Genomic DNA, 17,392 nt, shown 5'->3' with positions numbered 1-17,392 from the left:
CGACTTTAGCAAGCCATTGTTTAAAAGGTTCTGCTTTTGGAGACGGAATAGATTGTATAATACGAAGTAATGATTCTGTATTTGCACAATCTGTTAATCTCATTTTACCATCAGATGCTTCCAATTTCAAACCGTGACAATTTGTCACGACTTCACTTTTTTCCTCACTTAATCTTTGTTTAAGCTTACGCCAATAAGCACTAGAATCAGAACTATCAGTCAATGCTCCTACTACATCGACTACCGAAAACCACCACTCGTTGTTATGCAAAATTCTCCTAATGGTTTTATCTTTAAAAATTACTAACTTATTAAGTTCATCGCTATTATTCATAATGTTCCATATTATTTTTTATGAATTATAGATATTCTAAATAAATTTTACAACTTATATTAGAAATAAAAAATCTTCTATATAAATAAAACTATTAGTTTAAATAAAATAAGTTATCAATTGACTTTTAAAGGAAGTTAGGTATAAATTCTAACTGAAATAGCAAAATGCTATTTCGGGACGTAAGAACCTCTTAATCAACGTGGTATTTGTGTCGACCATAAAATGACGCAATCCTCGACTTTATTCTGGTCGGGGTTATAATAGTTATGTCCAAGGTTTAAACCTAAAGGCTATTATGGCTATCGTTGATGGTTTTCTTACTTCCCCGACCACCAAAGTTAAACTTCGGTGGTTGAAACTTGAGCAATTTAAGTTTAATCAATTAGGAGTGTCCATATGTTCAACCAAAATACCAAAAACCCTACCTGAACTCGTAGCAGAGTTTACTTCAAAAGAAAATTTAGAAATCCTAAAAGTTGAGATAGCAGAGTTGTTGGAAAGACCTTTGAAAAAGAGAGATATCGACGCAATAGAGAAACGCTTAGCAAAACTAGAAGCAATATTTGGTATTGCCAAAGTATAGATAAGCAGGCATTGTTTTCATTTATGTCATTCCCACTATTTAATATTTTAAGTTGTATTTATGGATACCGTGGTCAAGCTACAGTATGACAAAACAGAATAAATATTAGTCAAAAGGTTTTACTATAACCATTATTACTGCAATAATCATACAAATAGCCGGAATCTCATTAACTATGCGGTAAAATTTTTCTGAATGCACATTCTTACTAGTTGCAAAATCTTTTCGCCATCTTGCAAGTAAACCGTGAAATATCACTAAAATTAACACTGCAAACATTTTAACGTGAAACCAAGTATCAAGAGCAACAAACCCGTAAATATGAGCATTTATTAAACCAAATATAAATGTGCTAATCATTGCCGGATTCATAATGAATCTGAGTAATTTTAGCTCCATTACTTGTAAAGTACTATCTAGCTCACTACCTATTTTAGCTTTGGTATGATAAACATATATTCTAGGTAAATAAAGAAGTCCTGCCATCCAACATATAGCAGATATCAGATGGATTGACTTAAACCATAGATAGTAACTTGCCATTTTTTCCCTTATTAATTTTTTAATTTACACAAACATTTAGTAAATTCGTTTGGACATATTCTTTTACTAGAGCTACTCGTAACTAAATTAGTATCAACCTTATTAATAAATCGTAGCAATATATTTGTCAAACTATTAATAAAACTTTTATTCGTCCCAAGCGTCGGGATTCGAGTATATTGAATTTCATATTTATCTGCGATTAATTTATACTCAATATCAAGTTCTACTAATGTTTCAACATGTTCGGATACAAATGATATAGGTACGATGATTATATCTTTTTTTAACTTTCCAGCTATCTCTATTTCGTCTTCCGTATTCGGTTTTAACCACTCTATAGGTCCTACCCTACTTTGATAAGTTATCTTATAATCTAAATCTTTTATATTTAATTCTTTGACTATTGCTTTTACTGTTTCTTTTATCTGAAAACTATAAGGATCACCTGCTTTTATTATTTTTTCAGGTAACCCATGAGCAGAAAATAATATACGAAAATTTTTATCATATAGTTTTTCCTTTATTAAAGAAACATGAGCTTTTATAAAATCTTCTTCTAGAGGATAACAACAAACTGTTTTTATCGGGATATCTATATCAAGGCTTTTTAAAAAATTTTTAACCGATGACCCTGTTGTAGTACTTGAAAACTGAGGATATAGAGGTAACAATATTATCTCATTTGGATTATATTCTTTTATTTGCTCTATTGTTTCTTTGGCAAACGGTGCTGAATATCGCATATTTATAAAAATGGCGAGATCTTCTTTTACTAGTTGCTTTAGCTTTTTGGTTAACGCTAATTTCTGCTCTTGTGTTTCTTTAGGTAAAGACGATTTACCTCCTATTAAAGAATAAATTTTTTGAGATTTTCTTTCTCTAGTAATAGAAATTATTTTTGCAATAATATAACGTAAGGGATTTGGAAGATTAATTATAGCTTTATCATAAAATAAATTAAATAGAAAAGGCTTTACTGATTTAAGACTATCTGGACCTCCCAAATTAAAAAGTACTATTGCTATTTTTTTCTTCATATTATTCACTATTCTTTAAAATTTCTAACATATTCTGTTAAAAATTCTACATTTTCTGGAGGTGTTTCAGGTAAAATACCATGTCCTAAATTAAATATAAAATTCTTTCCTTTCATTGCTGAAAAAATTTTGTAAGCTTTTTCTTTAATAATTTCTTTATTAGTAAGCAGTATGATAGGATCTAAATTACCTTGTACTATTACCTTATCGCTCCATTGTCTCATTTTTTCAAGCGGAACTGTTTGATCTAGTGCTAAAATATCTATCGGTACTTCTTTTATAAACTTCTCGTATAATAATCCTGCTCCTTTAGGAAAAGCAATTATTGGAACATTCGGAAAAATTTCTTTTACTCTTGATATAATCTTCTTTGTTGGCTCTATTACAAATTCAGTAAATTCTTCTTCTGCAAGTACTCCTGACCATGAATCAAAAAGCTTTAAAATATCTGCTCCTGACTTTGCTTGATTTATAAGATGAGAAGCTGTTTTTTCCGTAATAAAATCTAATAATTTTCTAGCAAGTATTTTATTTTCATATATAAATTTTTTGCTTATTTTAAAATCCTGTTTTCCTTTTCCTTCCAGCATATAGCTCATCACTGTCCAAGGACTACCTGTAAATCCTATTAAGGAAGTAGATAATGGTAATTCTTCTTTTACTTTTTTTATTATTTCATAAACTTTTTCTAATTTACTACTTGGATCATTTTGTAGATATTTAAAATCTTCTTGCGATTTAAATTGTCTTAATACAGGACCTATATTTTCTTTAAAATCCACTTCCCATCCAAGAGCATGAGGCAAAACTAATATATCAGAAAAAATAATAGCTGCATCAAGATTATAACGCCTTATCGGTTGTAGTGTTACTTCTGTAGCTTTATCTACGTCATAACAAAAATCTAAGAAATTTTTTACGCTTTCTCTTACTTTTCTATATTCCGGTAAATGTCTGCCTGCCTGACGCATAAACCAAATAGGTATATTATCGTTAGGTCCTTTTACAGGACTTAAAAGTTGTTTCATTGTACTACTATAAAATTAAATATAATAAATATTTTTATTAAGTGTTGTTTATGTAAACAGAATTATGTAGATTAAATCTTTTGAACAAAGTTATCAACAAAATTTTCACTAATATTTTTCTTAAAAATATTAGCATTTTTAATTAGTATTCACATAAATTTGCAATAGATTTATGTAAGTGGATAATTAAGTGTAATCTTTGTTTATAGCTTAGAAAAAACTATTTTTTCAAAGAAAAATGTTATTTATTCACAATTTTATCCACAAACTATTTATTTAAAAGAAAATATACTAGATTTGCTTGATTTAATAAGGATTTGAGGAAATTTTTAATAGATATTAATTAGAAAAATAATAAGTTATTAAAAAATTTATCCACAATTACATGTGTAAAGTATGACAAAGCTAATTATTCACTTGGTTTCAGACTCTTCCGTACAAACAGCGAAATATGCAGCAAGTTCTGCTCTTGCACAATTTACTTCCGTAAAACCAAAATTATATCATTGGCCAATGATTAGAAATTTGGAATTGCTAAATGAAGTACTAAATAAAATTAAGCTAAAACACGGTATAGTATTATATACGATTGCCGATCAAGAACTAAGAAAAACATTAACAAAATTTTGCTATGAATTAAAAATCCCGTGTATTTCCGTAATAGGTAAAATTATTAAAGAAATGTCTGTTTTTTCAGGTATTGAAATAGAAAAAGAGCAAAATTATAATTATAAATTTGATAAAACTTATTTTGATACTCTTAATGCAATAGATTATGCTATAAGACATGATGACGGACAAATGCTTAATGAGCTGCCTTTCGCTGATATAATATTAATAGGTCCTTCTAGGACTTCTAAAACTCCGACTTCTGTATTCTTAGCATATAATGGGCTAAAAGCTGCCAATATTCCTTATGTTTATAATTGTCCTTTTCCTGATTTTATAGAAAAAGATATAGATCAATTGGTAGTAGGACTGGTCATTAATCCAAATAGATTAATTGAGATAAGAGAAGCTAGATTAAATTTATTGCAAATTAACGAGAATAAAAGCTATACGGATTTTAATATAGTACAAAAAGAGTGTTTGGAAGTTAAAAAAATTTGCGGGCAAAGAAATTGGCCGGTAATTGATGTATCAACTAGATCAATAGAAGAAACGGCGGCTTTAATAATGCGGATATATTATAATAGGAAGAATAAATATAATAAATAAAATATTTTCATCATTTACAAGTAGAGATGAGTAATTTATAATTTTATTTATATTTTTTCGTCATTGCGAGGAAAAATTGAAAATTTTGACGAAGCAATCTCGTGCCAAAATCCTGAGATTGCCTCACTCCTTTTAGTCGCTCGCAATGACATCCATACAACACAGAGGATAAATTATGGCAAATAATGTAACGGATAGCTCTTTTGAAAAAGAGGTGTTGGAATCGGATTTACCTGTACTGGTTGATTTTTGGGCAGAATGGTGTGGACCGTGCAAAATGTTAACACCGATAATAGATGAAATCAGTAAAGAATTACAAGGCAAAGTAAAAGTACTTAAGATGAATATTGATGATAACCCTGATACTCCATCAAAATATGGTATTCGTAGTATTCCGACGGTAATGTTATTTAAAAACGGTGAACAGAAAGATACTAAAATAGGTTTGCAGCAAAAAAACTCTCTTTTAGACTGGATTAATAAATCTATTTAATATTTATTTTATGTCACTTAGCCATTCAAAAGTATTTATAGAGATAGCCAATGGTTATGTTGAGGGTATTGATACTCATAAAAGAGCTCAAGGTTTAAAACATTTTTTTTTAAAAAAAGGAGTTTCTCTTTCTCCAAATATACCCATATTAAACAATATTAATTTTTCTTGTTATGAGGGAGAGAAAATAGCTTTTATAGGAAGTAACGGTTCAGGAAAAAGCTCTCTTTTAAAGCTAATCGCAGGAATATATCCGTTAAAATCAGGTACAGTTAAAGTTCATGGAGATATTGCGGCAATCATAGATATGGGAGTGGGTTTTGAGCTTGAGCAAACTGGACGTGAAAATATAAAAATGTTGATGCTATATAACAATATGCTCAATAAATATAGCAAAAAAATAGAACAAGAAATTATAGATTTTTCAGAACTTGGTAAAAAAATCGATTTAACGATAAAAAACTATAGTTCAGGAATGTTATCCCGTCTCGCTTTTTCTGTATCAATATTTCAAAATCCACAAATTTTGTTACTTGATGAAGTTTTTGCAGCAGGCGATAGCTATTTTATAGAAAAATCTCTTAATTTAATGAAGAATAAATTTAAAAATACTCCTATTTCAATAATAGTAAGCCATCAAGAAGAAATTATAAAAGATAATTGCGATAGATGTATATTATTACGTGACGGTAATATTATCGGCGATGGAAATCCATCAGAAATGTTTAAAATTTATAATGGAGAAACCCATAAATGATAAAGTATTTTTTTTCTAAAAAATACTGGCAGGCAATAGCATTACTGGTTAAAGCTTCTATAATTAGACAAAATAAGGATTCTTTTTTGGGTTCTTTATGGAGTTTAATTCAGCCTTTTATTCACATAATGGTAATTTCATATTTTTTCGGTTTTTTATTAAGACAACCAAGAGAATTTATGGTAATGAACCTAGTTGGTGGTATTCCTTTATGGAGTTTTATAGTAAGTAGCCTAACAATTTGCTCGAGTTCTTTGGTAACCCGTGATCAAATAATAAAAAAAGTTAGAATTTCTAAAACTTTTTTTCCAGTTGCAGACAGTTTAGGGCAATTATATACTTTAATTTGTTCATTTTCGGCAATGTATGTTGCTTTTGTTTTATTATTTCCTGAGAAATTTTCTTGGCAAATAATATTTATGCCGATATTAATTCTACCGTTAGTAATTAGCGTAATTAGCGGCTCTATTGCAGTAGCATTTTTAACTCCGTATATTCGAGATATTCCGCAAATGTTGAGTGTTGTTCTTGGAGTTATTTATTGGAGTATACCGATAGTTTATCCCTATTCGCTAATTCCGGAACCTAAAAAAATATATTTTGAGTTTAACCCGTTCTTTTTAGTTATAAGACCTGTACAAGCATTGGTAATTGACGGAACATTACCGGATATGATGCTGATAGTTAAGTCTATTATAGTTGCATTTATTACTGTTTGTATAAGTTATTTAATTTACAGACAATTTTCTAAAAGAGTTATTTATTATTTATGAAACTTGGTTTTAATCTAGATTTTAATGAATTAGATTTAACCGGACTTAAAAAATTAGATCAAATATTTTTAGATTATCTCTTTAAAGCTGATAAATTTCTGCATAAAGATTTAATATTATTTAGATTGGCTTCTTCCTCTATTATTCTCCAAGATTATTCCGAATTTTTGTTAAAAATTTCCCCTCATTTAGATGATTTTCTAGCCGAGTTATTTTGCATTTCAAAAGAAGTAACTATATCAAGATTAAAGCATAAAGATTTTGATGTTATTTATGAATGTAAAAGGAAATTTGTAGAGCGTTATGCAGTAAAAAAATACTCACAGGAAAAAATAAAAGATATTGATTTTGAAGAGGTGTATTTAAAATTATCTGAATTAATAGGTACGAATTTTACTTCTAAAGAATTTGCTAAGCAGATCATTATATGGCAACAGGATGAAGAGGGTTTTGTCGCAGAATTAGATATAGCAGCTAGATATGTTGCTTGCCGAGTTTATGATCACTGTCATTCCTTTTCATTGTGTCATTCCCGCGAAAGCGGGAATCCAAAAAAATCAAGTCTAGATCCCCGTTTTCACGAGGATGACATAAGAAACGATGACATCCTATTCAACCTCCCACAAAAATTAGACAAAGAAAATCTAATAGACGATAAAAAAATATTAAAATATCAAAAGAATGAGAGAATAGATTTTAACTATACAGATACCTTTTTAAATTTAGATGAAGCTTTAAACCATTCTCATTATTGTATTTATTGTCATAAGCAGGATAAGGATAGCTGTTCCAAGGGAATAAATGTCATCCCGCGGCTTGACCGCGGGATCTTGGATCACAAACTGCCTCCTGAGATCCCGTGGACAAGCCACGGGATGACGGGCTGCCCGTTAAAACAAAAAATTTCTGAGATGAATTATGTTAAGGCACAAGGTTTTAACCTAAGCGCTCTTGCGATTATTGTTATTGATAATCCCATGGTTGCGGCAACGGGTCATAGAATTTGTAATGATTGCTCTAAGGCTTGTATTTACCAAAAGCAAGATCCGGTAAATATTCCATTAATAGAATCAAATATTTTAGAAGAAACACTTAAATTACCTTACGGTTTAGAAATATACTTACTTCTGACTCGCTGGAATCCGCTTAATATCTATGCTCCGCTGCCGAAAGAATCTACTAATTATAATATTTTAGTTACGGGTCTTGGACCGGCAGGCTTCAGTCTCAGCTATTATTTATTAAGGTCAGGCCATAATGTAGTGGCTATTGACGGCTTAAAAATTACTCCCTTACCATTTGATGTTCATAAGCCTATAAAATTTTGGCATGAGTATAAAAGCTTATTATCAGAGAGAACGCCAAGAGGATTTGGAGGGGTAGCAGAATATGGGATTACTGTTCGGTGGGATAAAAATAACCTTGATATATTGCGGCTAATACTCGAGAGAAATAATAATTTCAAATATTATGATGGAGTAGCCTTAGATTTTAATATAACGAAAGAACAAGCTCTAGATTTGGGTTTTGACCATATAGCTTTTTGCATTGGAGCAGGTCAGCCGAAAGTTTTAGAGATAGAAAATTTTGAAGCTAAGGGCGTAAAAACAGCTTCCGATTTCTTAATGACTTTGCAAAGCGGAGGAGCATTTTTAGAAAATTCTAATACTAATATGGTAATTAGGATGCCGATTGCGGTAATCGGCGGAGGCCTTACTTCCTTAGACGCAGCAACGGAAAGTCTATATTACTATAAAAAGCAAGTAGAGGAATTTGCCGAATATTATATAGAAAAAGATTTAGCGGAGGAAGATAAAGAAATAGCCGAGGAATTTATTGCTCATGCAAAATTATTTAAAGAAGCTAAGAATAATGAAGAATTAAGAAAGGTTTTTAATAAGCTTGGTGGTGCTACTGTTTATTATCGTGGAAAACTGCAAGATTCGCCGGCGTATAAACTAAATCACGAGGAGCTAATATATGCATTAGCACTTGGTGTTGATTTTAAGGAAAATATGCAGCCTTTAAGTATTAATATTGATAAATACGGTCATGTAGAGGGGGTGGAGTTTGAGGATCGTCATTGCGAGCCAGTATTATGTCATTCCCGCGAAAGCGGGAATCTAGAAAAAAATAATACAAACTCAAGTTTAATTGATTCTAAGTTACTGGATTCCCGCTTTCGCGGGAATGACATAAAGGATATTAATAACATAAAAGCCAAAACCGTGATTATGGCAGTTGGCATTGAAAGTAATAACGAATTTGATGAGGATAAATATAGTTATTTTGGTGATTGTAATCCTAAATATTCGGGTAGTGTGGTGAAAGCTCTTGCTAGTACCAAAGATGGTTACGACGTTATTAACAAAAGACTTATAAATAATAACCCTAGCTTTAAAGGTAGTTACAAAGACTTTATAACGCAGCTTGATTATTTGCTAACCTCTAGGGTTAATAAAATAAATATTCTAGATGATAAAACTTTTGAGTTGATAATTCATTCACCGCTTGCTGCTAAAAATTTTAAGTTCGGACAGTTTTTTCGCTTACAAAATTATTCTGAAGATATTACTAAGTTAATAGAGCCGGTAGCCTTAAGCCCTATAGATATTGATATAGAAAAAGGCTTAATTAGTTTTATAGTTTTTGAAGTCGGTAAATCAACTAGCTTATGTAAAACATTATCCGAAAATGAGAAAGTGGTTTTAATGGGACCGACAGGCTCGCCGCTAGAAATACCTCAAAATAAAAAAATAGTTATTATTGATTCCGAAGTCGGTAATGTAGGCTTATTGAAGGTTCTAAAGGACAATAATAATGAAGTTATATTTTTTACAGCGTCATTCAGAAAGCCTGATACAAGCGAATTCTCTGACGCTCGCCTTTGCTCACGTACTTTTGTACGCTCCGCAGGCTCAGTCGTCAATTCATCTTGTCTAAAGCTTTCTGAATCTAGCTGCACCTATCCTGATATAAAAAATGATAAATTAGTTTCAGCGGATATAGTAATAATTAATGCTTCCCCTGAAATAATAGAAGAATTACAAAGTTTAAAAAATGAAATATTCGGCGAGGATACAGAGTTAATAGTTAGCGTTAACTCATCGATGCAATGTATGATGAAAGGGATTTGTGGACAATGTATCCAAAAGGTCAAAGGAGAGCAGAAATATATTTTTGCCTGTAGCCAGCAGAATCAAAAAGCAGAAATGATTGATTTTAAGAGCTTAAAAACTCGTTTACGCCAAAATTCTTTGCAAGAAAAAATGAGAAAATTGATAGCTAATTAATCCATGATTTAATAGCTTCAATTAACTCTTCTAGTTGTTCAGGTGATAATTCACCAATTTTTTTTGAATTTTATCACTTCTTATAGCACTAATTTTATCAACCATAATATGAGATTCTAAATTAAGACCATTTAGCGCTGTAGGAGTCAATAACAGGCGAAAAGTTGGGGCATCTATTAAATCCGTTGTTAGAGGGCAAACTGTTATACTGGGATGATTTTTATGTAAATTAGATTGAACAACAACAGCGGGACGAGGTTTACCATAATCTCCAGATATTACACAAGCAACAATATATCCTTTTTTAATTTCTATTATTTCCATTCATCTAGCCAACTTTCTTCATTGTGTTTTAACCATAAATCGGCATCAGGATTGTTTTCTTTTCTAGCTAATAAGGATTGACGTCTAGCTTCTTTAGCTACGTCTGAATTATCTAGTTGTTTAAGATATACACGTATTGCTTCACTAATTATCCAGCTTTTGCCACGGTGTAAATCATGAGCTGCTTTTTCAAGTTTTTTACTTAAATTTATTTCTAAACGTATACTAGTCGTAATACTTTTTGTCATTTTTATCCCCTTTAATAAATTAAAATAATCCTGCTTATAATGTTTAATTGTAACACAAAGTGTTACATATCGCTAGTTAAATAAATTCACTTCTCAAAACGACAAAATGCTCTACTACTATCTTGATTAAGAAAATCGATAATTTGCATTATTATAGAATTATTTTTATACTTCTCTGTAACTTGTTTTATACGCTCAGCAAAATTACCTTCGCCTGAGAAGATTTCTTCGATAGCTTTTAAAGCACTTAAAGACTCTGCTTTATCAAAACCTTTTCTATTCATACCAATTAGATTTAAACCCTCAAGCACTGCACGCTTACTGCTTACAAGCCCAAAAGGTATTACGTCTGCTCCGACCGGTGATAGCCCGCCGATCATCGAATATTCACCGATTCTAGCATATTGATGAACTGCCGATAATCCACCTATTATTGCGTAATCACCTACCTCAATATGACCCGCTAGGCTTACGTAATTAGCAAATACTACGTTATTGCCGATTTTACAGTCATGACCGATATGAACACCGACCATAAATAAATTATTATTTCCTATTCTTGTCACCATTCCGCCGCCTTGGCTTCCTGCTTGCACCGTAACATATTCTCTAATAGTATTATTAGAACCGATTATTGTGCTTGATCGCTCATTAGCATATTTTAAGATTTGCGGAGGTTGACCGATTGATGCAAAAGGGTAAATAACCGTGTTTTCACCGATTTCCGTAATCCCTTCAATTACCACATGAGATTTTAGCTCTACATTATCATGAAGTACTACTTCAGCACTTATAATACAGTACGGACCGATTTTTATGTTTTTGCCGAGCTTTGCACCCTCTGCAATTATAGCTGTAGGATGTATTGCTGTTAGCTGGGTATTAGAATTTGACACTACTTATACTCCAAATATATGACGATACGAAGATCAACTTCAAAAAGAGCAAGGAGTTTATGAGGCGAGGAGCGGAGCGTATAATAATACGTGAGCACCGAAGCACTTGTAAAACGACGTAGCCAATTTTTGAAGTTCATCGAGTATCCTACGTTTTATCTTTAATCATTGCAGTAAATTTACTTTCTGCGGCTATTTCACCTTCGACCGTAACCGTACTTGAAAATTTCCATACGTTAGCTCTTTGCTGCTCAATAGTGGCATGGATATGCATAGTATCCCCGGGCTGAACGATTCTACGAAATTTTGCATTTTCGATAGCCATTAAAAACACTTCTTTATTCTTAGTAGAGCCTAAAGATTTAGCAACTAATATAGCCGCAAGCTGTGCCATAGCCTCAACCATTAGAACACCGGGCATAACAGGTCTTGCCGGAAAATGCCCTGTAAATTGCGGTTCGTTAACAGTAACGTTTTTAATACCCAATATTGATTTATTAAGGTCAATTTCAAGTACTCTATCTACTAATAAAAATGGATAACGATGAGGTATCAGATCCATAATTTCTGTAATATCGATAATCATTTATTTAGGTCTCTTCTTTAATGTAAATTTTCCGTCATTGCGAGCAGGCGTTGCCTGCGGTGGACCAGTTTTATCTCTGTCATTCCGTGATTTATTCACGGAATCCAGTTAAAAATACTAATAATATTAGTATTTTTAGTTGTTTTTTTGGATCCCGTGGTCAAGCCACGGGATGACAATAAAAAAATTGATCCACACAACAAAGCCATTTTTAATAGCAAACTACTTTTTTAATTTGCTATTAGAGGTCTTTACTAATTGTTTCATAATAATAGATTGTCTATGCCAATCCATAATAGGTACTGCGGGGCTACCGCCGACAATTTTACCTGCTTCTATATTTTGTGCTACGCCGCCTTGTGCTGCTATCTGTACCTCGTCGCCTATATTTAGATGTCCAGCGATTCCTACCTGTCCTCCAAGAGCGCAATATTTACCGATTACGCTACTACCTGCTATACCTGCCTGTGCTACAATAATAGAACCTCTGCCTATTCTTACGCTGTGTCCTATTTGTACTAAATTATCTATGCGGCATAAATCTTCTATAATTGTATCTTGAAGCGAGCCTCTATCAATGGTAGTGTTGCTACCAATTTCAACATTATTGCCGATTTTAACTATTCCTATATGAAATATTTTATGATGTACGCCTTTTTCGGTAGAAAATCCAAATCCATCTTGTCCTATTTTTGCACCTGCAAGTATGACGGCATCATCGCCTATAATTGCGTAATTTATTGAGACATTTGATTCTATTTTAGCATTTCTGCCTAAGCTTACACCTCTACCTATAAAACTACCGGATTCTATAATACTATCATCACCTATAACAGCGTCATCTTCAATAACGACGTTATGACCTATATAACAATTTTTTCCGATAGTTGCCGAATCTGCAATACAGGCTGATTTCATTATTTTAGCAGGGTATGATTTAATAGGAGCATAAAAAAAATCAATCAATTTGCCGTAAGCAAAATATGAATTTGTAGCACGTAGTAAAACGGTATTTGGATCTACTTTTCCGGCGAAATTTTTTGGTACGATGCAAGCAGCAGCTTTGGTAGTTTTTAAAAATTCGGAGTATTTAGGATTGCTTAAAAAGCTAATATCGTTTGAAGACGCTTCTTGTAAAATCTTAATATCATGAATTACTATATCTTCATAGATTTTAGGAGCTTCTATAATATCTTGTAAAAAATCTATAATTGCCGTTAGTTTTCGTGGTCCTAGATTTTTATAAAAATTACTACTTACCATATGAAACTTTAAGCAAATTAATCATTAGCGACAGTATATAAGTGATAGTTTTATTATGCAACAAAATTTACAGGTAGCATAAAAGGTATTGCTAAGTAAAGAATGATATCGTCATTGCGAGGAAAAACTATAAGTTTTGACGAAGCAATCCAGTAAAAAATTCTGATTTACAGAATTTTTTATTGTTTTTCTGGATTGCCGCGTCGCTTCACTCCTCGCAATGACGATTTAGCATCCACGCAACAATGCCTACGCTGGAATGACATAGGAAAGCTAAACTACACTACACCATAAAACAACTTTTTCTAGGCAATGCCAATTTTTGAAATCAATAATCATATTGACTTGTTTAAAGTTTTGCTTAGAATCATCTTGGAACAGTTAAGTCTGTTTCGGAGCTTCAAAACTCCTTTAGAGATGGTTAGTATTATCCATAAAAATACAATCCTCGACTTTGTTACGGTCGGGGGGATTTTAGCTATACAATAGGGTTTAAAGTGCAAACTTTAAACCTAAAGGCTATTATGACTGTTCTCTAACGGTTTTTGAACTCCCTGACCACCATAAAATATTTTGTGGTGGTTAAATTTAATTATTTAAGTTTAATCAGGAGAACTAAGCCGTTATGAACACTAAAACCGTAGCAGAAAGAATAGAGCCGTATCTAGATTTTATTATTAAAGACAAAGACTTATTACGCGAAATCTATCCGAATGGAATGGGCGTGGTAAGTATAGAACTTATTTTAGCCAAGAAGCCTTACAACACATATGCCTGCTATAAGTTAATCCATACTTTATTCAAATTGCCATACCGAAAAATTATACTTATAATTGATAAAACGCTTTTAAAAGCCTCTCTTAGTTTAGTCCGTTCAATTATTCTTGGTACTTTATCATATCTAAACTTAGTTAAAATTTTTATCTATGATGAGAATGATTGTGTATTAAATATGAGAGCTTTAAAAAGTAGCGAAAATTACTTTTTGTTATATAAAATTAATTACTTTAAAAAACTTATTAACTGGGAGTAATTGAAAGCGCGTTCGATGTCATTCCCGCGGAAGCGGGAATCCAAAAAATAACTATTTATTTATTCCAAAGGCGGACTATCTACATCACCTAACATTTTAGAAGTGTCATCTTGGGTCTTTTGATTATCAACTAAGTAATTAACATAGTTATCTAAATCAATTAATTTTTTGCTAATGGTATTATTATTTGTAATATTTTCTATTTTTGTATTTATCCTTAGTAAAGCAGCTTTATCGTCTCCTAGCTCTTGTACCTTCTTAAATAAATCACCCAGTGTTTTCTTATTAGTATTAAAAGCATTTTCTAGGTCAGAACTCACTGTTTTTAGTGAGTTCTCAATATTTTGTTTTGTTATTGTTATTGTTTTTAAAAACGCTTCTTGTTTTTGTTGCAATAAATCCACTACTTCTTTAAAGTTTGTATCTTTACTTGCGACGCTTGCAGCCGCAACGCTTGCAGCCGTATCTCCCTCTTTGTTGACGTGATTAATAAGCTCAAGCTCATCAGACATTCGTGAAATAAGCAGTATACAAACTGTTTTCATGCCTTTCTTGGCTGCTAAAATTAATAATGTATTTCCGGGATACCTATCAATAACATTAATATTATCCTTAAACGTTCTAGGAATAAGCATTTGAGCAACGTCATCCAAATCGTTCCTTATAGCCTTTCTTAGTGCAGAATCCTTGTGTGTATTCTCGGTAATATTAATTGCTTCATTAGACATTTTTGGGATAAGCTTTTTACAAACTATCGGTAATTTTTTATCAGCTGCTAAAATTAACGCTGTATTACCACCACCATGTTGATTAAATAACTCAATATTTTTTATTTTATCGATTAATCTTTCGGCTTCTAGCGTATTTTCGTTTTTTATTGCTTTTATTAATTTATCATATAATACTTCATCCGGTTCTCCAAAAAATGCAAACATAATTTCTCCTGATTAAAAAATTAACTTAAAGTTAATTAAAATTACAAAAATAAGTTTAGAAATGCAATAGATATTTAATTGAGAATATAGAAGACGAGATTTAATAAGAAATGGTGGTGGCCACGGTCGGAATCGAACCAACGACACAAGGATTTTCAGTCCTTTGCTCTACCGACGGAGCTACGTGGCCATGTATACTCGTTTAATTTGAAAAATTGGCTACGTCGTTTAATAAGATCTGTGGTACTCGCGTATTAAGTATACGCTGCGTTCCTCGACTTATAAACTCCTTGCTCTTTTCCAAATTAAACTTCGTCTACTTACTCTTCATTTATTAGGGTATAAGAAGAAATACAACAATAAGCTTATAATAGATTAATCGGCTTTTGTCTATATTTTATTAGTGATGTTGGACAGAAATATAAAATTATGATATAGTAGACGTTTATTTTTATAACGGTTTTTATGATCAAAATCGGTGATATTGTACTTTCTTCAAATATAATCCTTGCTCCAATGTCGGGTGTTACGGATTTGGAATTTAGAAGATTGGTGAAAAGATTCGGTGCAGGGCTGGTAGTTTCTGAAATGGTTGCGAGTAGAGCAATGATTGTGGAATCTAGGCAGTCACTACAAAAAAGTGCCATTATGCGTGATGATGCAACAAGTGCTTGCGTACAGCTTGCAGGCTGTGAGCCGAATGTAATAGCTGAAGCTGCTAAAATGAACGAGGATATGGGAGCAAAAATTATCGATCTTAATTTTGGTTGTCCGGCGAAAAAGGTGGTAGGCGGTTATGCAGGTTCGGCTCTAATGAGGGATGAGCAGCTGGCAGCTAAGATTTTTGAAGCCACTGTTAAAGCGGTTAAGCTGCCGGTAACCGTTAAAATGCGTATGGGCTGGGATGATCAGACAAAAAACGCACCGAGCTTGGCTAAAATTGCTGAAAGCTCAGGAATTAAGATGGTTACCGTTCACGGTAGAACGAGATGTCAGTTTTATTCGGGTAATGCTGATTGGGATTTTATACGATCAGTTAAAGAAGTTGTAAAGATTCCGGTTATTGCTAACGGTGATATTACTAATTTTGCTAAAGCAAAAGAAGCTCTGCAAAAATCCGGTGCGGACGGTATTATGGTCGGTAGAGGAGCGTACGGTAAGCCTTGGCTTATTTCACAAATCGATCATTATCTTAAAACCGGTGAAGAAAAAACTGCCCCCTCTATAGCAGAGCAGCTAAATGTCGTAACAGAGCATTATGAGGCGATACTTGATTATTATGGTGAATCTGTGGGCGTACCTATTGCACGTAAACATATTGGCTGGTATAGTAGCGGTTTACCGAATTCGGCAGGGTTTAGAGGTGCGGTTAATTTGATGAACGATCCCGCAGAGGTAAAAGAGAAAATTGCGGAATTTTATACAAGCGTTATGGAGACGAATAAATGAAAAGAACTTTAAGCTTTATTTTTGTAATATTATTTTTTAATTTAAGTTATGGAAGTGAAAAAGCAGCAATTATAACTGATTATAAACCGGTATTTTTGCCTGTAATTGCTGAAAATAAAAAAATAAAAATTGCTATTCGTTCTTATTTAAATAATGACAAACCACATTTCGTTTTAGTAGATCCAAATTCCTTTAAAACTGAGTTAGCTCTACAAGAACTGGTAATTTTACCTACGAATAAAATAGAAAAAGAAAATCTTCTAAAAAAATTAAATAAAACTCCGTATATTAAAGTTTTAAATAAATATAGCTCTGCACCTTATACATTACAAAATTACGGTGCTACGAATAGCATGTATAAAGTAAAAGGACAATTTCTTACAATTGACATGTGTCCTTCTTCCAAAAGCTTTGAAGAAGATTTTTTTAAAAAACTTGTAGAATTATAATGGCCTGAAAAATCAAGACAAAATATATGAACAATGTACTTGGTAATGTTGCTTAAAATTGAGCTGCTATTTGTTCATAATGTTGTACGTAATCCAGATAAACATTCATAGGTTTTTTATACCCAATACTTGAATGGAATCTTT

General features: G+C 32.1%; 18 protein-coding genes, 1 tRNA gene and 1 pseudogene. 9 read left to right on the top strand and 11 right to left on the bottom strand.

Annotated features, from left to right (window positions below; genetic code table 11):
* Positions 1–334, bottom strand: a 334-nt coding sequence (locus AC1Z7D_RS02065) for a BRO-N domain-containing protein (RefSeq protein ID WP_482601515.1), incomplete at its 3' end; no start/stop codon positions are given.
* Positions 335–632: 298 nt separating this feature from the next.
* Between AC1Z7D_RS02065 and AC1Z7D_RS02060 the strand changes: the two genes are divergently transcribed.
* The gene (locus tag AC1Z7D_RS02060) at positions 633–920 is read left to right on the top strand and encodes a hypothetical protein (RefSeq protein WP_482601514.1); all 288 of its coding nucleotides are present in this window, start codon (positions 633–635) and stop codon (positions 918–920) included.
* 105 nt (positions 921–1,025) lie between these two features.
* On the opposite strand, the gene hemJ is transcribed toward AC1Z7D_RS02060, so the two are convergent.
* The 3 genes from hemJ to hemE are packed head-to-tail and all read right to left on the bottom strand — an operon-like array spanning position 1,026 to position 3,531.
* Positions 1,026–1,463: a protoporphyrinogen oxidase HemJ gene (gene hemJ, locus AC1Z7D_RS02055; protein ID WP_482601513.1), complete on the bottom strand. Its 438-nt coding sequence runs from the start codon at positions 1,461–1,463 to the stop codon at positions 1,026–1,028.
* A gap of 11 nt (positions 1,464–1,474) precedes the next feature.
* The gene (gene hemH, locus AC1Z7D_RS02050) at positions 1,475–2,503 is read right to left on the bottom strand and encodes a ferrochelatase (RefSeq protein ID WP_482601512.1); all 1,029 of its coding nucleotides are present in this window, start codon (positions 2,501–2,503) and stop codon (positions 1,475–1,477) included.
* Between the two features lie 8 nt (positions 2,504–2,511).
* On the bottom strand, positions 2,512–3,531 hold the full coding sequence (gene hemE, locus AC1Z7D_RS02045; RefSeq protein ID WP_482601511.1) for a uroporphyrinogen decarboxylase: 1,020 nt from the start codon (positions 3,529–3,531) through the stop codon (positions 2,512–2,514).
* A 396-nt stretch (positions 3,532–3,927) separates the two neighbouring features.
* On the opposite strand from hemE, the gene AC1Z7D_RS02040 reads away from it, so the two are divergent.
* The 5 genes from AC1Z7D_RS02040 (at position 3,928) to AC1Z7D_RS02020 (ending at position 10,065) form a co-directional block, all read left to right on the top strand.
* A complete protein-coding gene (locus tag AC1Z7D_RS02040; RefSeq protein WP_482601510.1) occupies positions 3,928–4,749 on the top strand; it encodes a pyruvate, water dikinase regulatory protein in 822 nt (273 codons plus the stop codon).
* A 175-nt stretch (positions 4,750–4,924) separates the two neighbouring features.
* On the top strand, positions 4,925–5,242 hold the full coding sequence (trxA, locus tag AC1Z7D_RS02035) for a thioredoxin (RefSeq protein WP_482601509.1): 318 nt from the start codon (positions 4,925–4,927) through the stop codon (positions 5,240–5,242).
* A 10-nt stretch (positions 5,243–5,252) separates the two neighbouring features.
* Complete coding sequence (locus AC1Z7D_RS02030) at positions 5,253–5,999, top strand: ABC transporter ATP-binding protein (RefSeq protein ID WP_482601508.1); 747 nt, start codon at positions 5,253–5,255, stop codon at positions 5,997–5,999.
* Entirely contained in the window at positions 5,996–6,772 is a 777-nt protein-coding gene (locus AC1Z7D_RS02025) for an ABC transporter permease (RefSeq protein WP_482601507.1), read from the top strand. Before AC1Z7D_RS02030 ends, AC1Z7D_RS02025 begins: the two co-directional genes overlap by 4 nt.
* Positions 6,769–10,065: an FAD-dependent oxidoreductase gene (locus AC1Z7D_RS02020; protein ID WP_482601506.1), complete on the top strand. Its 3,297-nt coding sequence runs from the start codon at positions 6,769–6,771 to the stop codon at positions 10,063–10,065. Before AC1Z7D_RS02025 ends, AC1Z7D_RS02020 begins: the two co-directional genes overlap by 4 nt.
* A gap of 30 nt (positions 10,066–10,095) precedes the next feature.
* Here the strand turns inward: AC1Z7D_RS02020 and AC1Z7D_RS02015 are convergent, their stop codons facing one another.
* The 5 genes from AC1Z7D_RS02015 to lpxD form a co-directional block, all read right to left on the bottom strand.
* Positions 10,096–10,389, bottom strand: coding sequence for a type II toxin-antitoxin system PemK/MazF family toxin (locus tag AC1Z7D_RS02015; RefSeq protein ID WP_482601505.1), 294 nt, complete (start codon positions 10,387–10,389; stop codon positions 10,096–10,098).
* Positions 10,380–10,637 (bottom strand): CopG family ribbon-helix-helix protein, encoded by a 258-nt coding sequence (locus AC1Z7D_RS02010; protein WP_482601504.1) that lies wholly within the window; start codon positions 10,635–10,637, stop codon positions 10,380–10,382. Before AC1Z7D_RS02010 ends, AC1Z7D_RS02015 begins: the two co-directional genes overlap by 10 nt.
* Positions 10,638–10,723: 86 nt before the next feature.
* Complete coding sequence (lpxA, locus tag AC1Z7D_RS02005) at positions 10,724–11,533, bottom strand: acyl-ACP--UDP-N-acetylglucosamine O-acyltransferase (RefSeq protein WP_482601503.1); 810 nt, start codon at positions 11,531–11,533, stop codon at positions 10,724–10,726.
* 148 nt (positions 11,534–11,681) lie between these two features.
* Positions 11,682–12,119 carry a 3-hydroxyacyl-ACP dehydratase FabZ gene (gene fabZ / locus AC1Z7D_RS02000; RefSeq protein WP_482601502.1) on the bottom strand — a complete coding sequence of 146 codons (438 nt, stop codon included), beginning with the start codon at positions 12,117–12,119 and terminating at the stop codon, positions 11,682–11,684.
* A 222-nt stretch (positions 12,120–12,341) separates the two neighbouring features.
* Entirely contained in the window at positions 12,342–13,382 is a 1,041-nt protein-coding gene (lpxD, locus tag AC1Z7D_RS01995; RefSeq protein WP_482601501.1) for a UDP-3-O-(3-hydroxymyristoyl)glucosamine N-acyltransferase, read from the bottom strand.
* A 625-nt stretch (positions 13,383–14,007) separates the two neighbouring features.
* Here lpxD and AC1Z7D_RS01990 point away from each other — a divergent pair.
* A complete protein-coding gene (locus AC1Z7D_RS01990; RefSeq protein ID WP_482601500.1) occupies positions 14,008–14,415 on the top strand; it encodes a hypothetical protein in 408 nt (135 codons plus the stop codon).
* 59 nt (positions 14,416–14,474) lie between these two features.
* On the opposite strand, the gene AC1Z7D_RS01985 is transcribed toward AC1Z7D_RS01990, so the two are convergent.
* Positions 14,475–15,350 carry a hypothetical protein gene (locus AC1Z7D_RS01985; RefSeq protein WP_482601499.1) on the bottom strand — a complete coding sequence of 292 codons (876 nt, stop codon included), beginning with the start codon at positions 15,348–15,350 and terminating at the stop codon, positions 14,475–14,477.
* A gap of 114 nt (positions 15,351–15,464) precedes the next feature.
* Positions 15,465–15,540, bottom strand: a tRNA-Phe gene (locus AC1Z7D_RS01980).
* Positions 15,541–15,815: 275 nt separating this feature from the next.
* Between AC1Z7D_RS01980 and dusB the strand changes: the two genes are divergently transcribed.
* Together dusB and AC1Z7D_RS01970 are read left to right on the top strand one after the other, a co-directional pair.
* Positions 15,816–16,799: a tRNA dihydrouridine synthase DusB gene (dusB, locus tag AC1Z7D_RS01975; protein WP_482601498.1), complete on the top strand. Its 984-nt coding sequence runs from the start codon at positions 15,816–15,818 to the stop codon at positions 16,797–16,799.
* A pseudogene (locus AC1Z7D_RS01970) lies at positions 16,796–17,245 on the top strand (hypothetical protein); the annotation flags it as partial. The gene dusB and the pseudogene AC1Z7D_RS01970, both read left to right, overlap by 4 nt.
* Positions 17,246–17,392: the final 147 nt, after the last annotated feature.

The sequence above is a fragment of the Rickettsia sp. genome (genome assembly GCF_965035265.1).
The sequence above is the reverse complement of the archived record's forward strand: the minus strand, read 5'-3'. Positions and strand labels throughout refer to the sequence as shown.